This window comes from Bradyrhizobium sp. P2_E8 (assembly GCF_056403875.1).
Window position 1 is genome coordinate 1 of record NZ_JBFUES010001299.1, and the last position, 1,752, is coordinate 1,752.

General features: G+C 65.3%; 2 protein-coding genes. Both read left to right on the forward strand.

Annotated elements, in window-relative coordinates:
* Positions 1-421 (forward strand): HEAT repeat domain-containing protein (locus AC1D00_RS39775; protein WP_477014459.1); only part of this gene is annotated, 421 nt, incomplete at its 5' end.
* A gap of 132 nt (positions 422-553) precedes the next feature.
* Positions 554-1,726, forward strand: a complete 1,173-nt coding sequence (locus AC1D00_RS39780) for a fumarylacetoacetate hydrolase family protein (RefSeq protein ID WP_477014460.1) — start codon at positions 554-556, stop codon at positions 1,724-1,726.
* The last annotated feature ends 26 nt before the right edge of the window (positions 1,727-1,752 follow it).

Sequence of the window (1,752 nt, forward strand, 5' to 3'; positions counted from 1 at the left end):
GCAAGGACACGCTGAAGCCGGCGCTGGAAGCGCTCCAGGATGCGGACTGGATGGTGAGGATGCGGACTGGATGGTGCGCGAGATGGCGGCGGAGACGCTGGGCCTCAACGTCAATGGTTCGCTCGCGGCCGATCAACTGATCGCCTGCCTTGCCGACGAATTCTGGCAGGTGCGGCTGAAGACGATCCGCAGCCTCGGCAGGATGAAGATCGAGCGCGCGGTGCGCCCGATCGGCAATTGCATCAACCACGACCAGGCAAATTTGCGGAAGGAAGCGGCCGCCGCGCTCGGCGAGATCGCCCATCCCGACGGCGAGGCGTTCCTGGCCGTCATCGCCGACGATGCCGATCCCGATGTGCGCAAGAACGCACGCTGGGCGCTCCAGCAGATTGCGGCCCGCAAGGCGCGCGCAGGCGCATAGAGGCACGAGCAGGGGCATACCGGCCCTTCGCTGCCGGTCTGGACTTCCCCTGCCAGACGTTTATTGGTCTTCGCCAATGGGATCGGCTGCCGTGAACGCGGCCGGTCCTTAGAAACAGCGAGGACGCCGGCCATGACGACATTGACTGTCAAAGACCTTCTCCCCGAGGATGGCACGCGGGGAACGCTCGTCGGCCGCGTCTGGCTGCCGCAGGTCAATGGTCCGGCCGTGGTGGCCGTGCGCAGCGATGGCGTCTTCGACGTCACCGCCAAATTCCCGACCATCAGCGCACTCTGCGAGGAGGACAATCCCGCCAAGGCGCTTGTCGCGACCAAGGGCGAACGCATCGGCGAACTCGAGGCCATCGTGGCCAATACGGCCCCCGATGGGCGCGACCCGAAAAAGCCGTGGCTGCTCGCGCCGGTCGATCTCCAGACCCTGAAGGCGGCCGGCGTCACCTTTGCCATCTCGATGCTGGAGCGCGTGATCGAGGAGCGGGCCAAGGGCAATCCGGCCTCGGCCGAAGCGATCCGGAACGAGGTGACGCGGCTGATCGGTGACGATCTGTCAAAGCTCAAGCCGGGCTCGGACCAGGYGATGCATCTGAAGCAGGTGCTGATCGACCAGAACGCCTGGAGCCAGTATCTCGAGGTCGGCATTGGCCCCGATGCCGAGGTCTTCACCAAGGCTCCGACCCTGTCCTCGGTCGGCACCGGCATGGACGCAGGCCTGCATCCGAAGTCGACCTGGAACAACCCCGAGCCGGAGCTCGTGCTGTTCGTTTCGAGCCGCGGCAAGATCGTCGGCGGTTCGCTCGGCAACGATGTCAATTTGCGCGACTTCGAGGGGCGCTCGGCGCTGCTGCTGTCGAAGGCCAAGGACAACAATGCGTCCTGCGCGATCGGCCCGCTGCTGCGCTTGTTCGACGAGAGTTTTTCGCTCGACGACGCGCGCAAGCTCGACATCAGCCTGAACGTGAAGGGGACGGACGGTTTCGTCCTCGACGGCCATTCCTCGATCAGCAAGATCAGCCGCGATCCGACCGACCTCGTCGAACAGACCATCGGCAAGGTCCATCAATACCCCGACGGCTTCGTGCTGTTCCTCGGCACCATGTTCGCGCCGGTCAAGGATCGCGATGCGCCGGGGCAGGGGTTCACCCACAAGCGCGACGACATCGTCACGATCGCCGCGCCCCAGCTTGGCAAGCTCGTCAACCGCATGCGCACCAGCGACGAGTGCGAGCCCTGGACGTTCGGCATCGGTGCGCTGATGAAGAGCCTCGCGCAGCGGAAGCTGATCTAGCTCGCTGCTCTTCGCCTCTCCCCGCC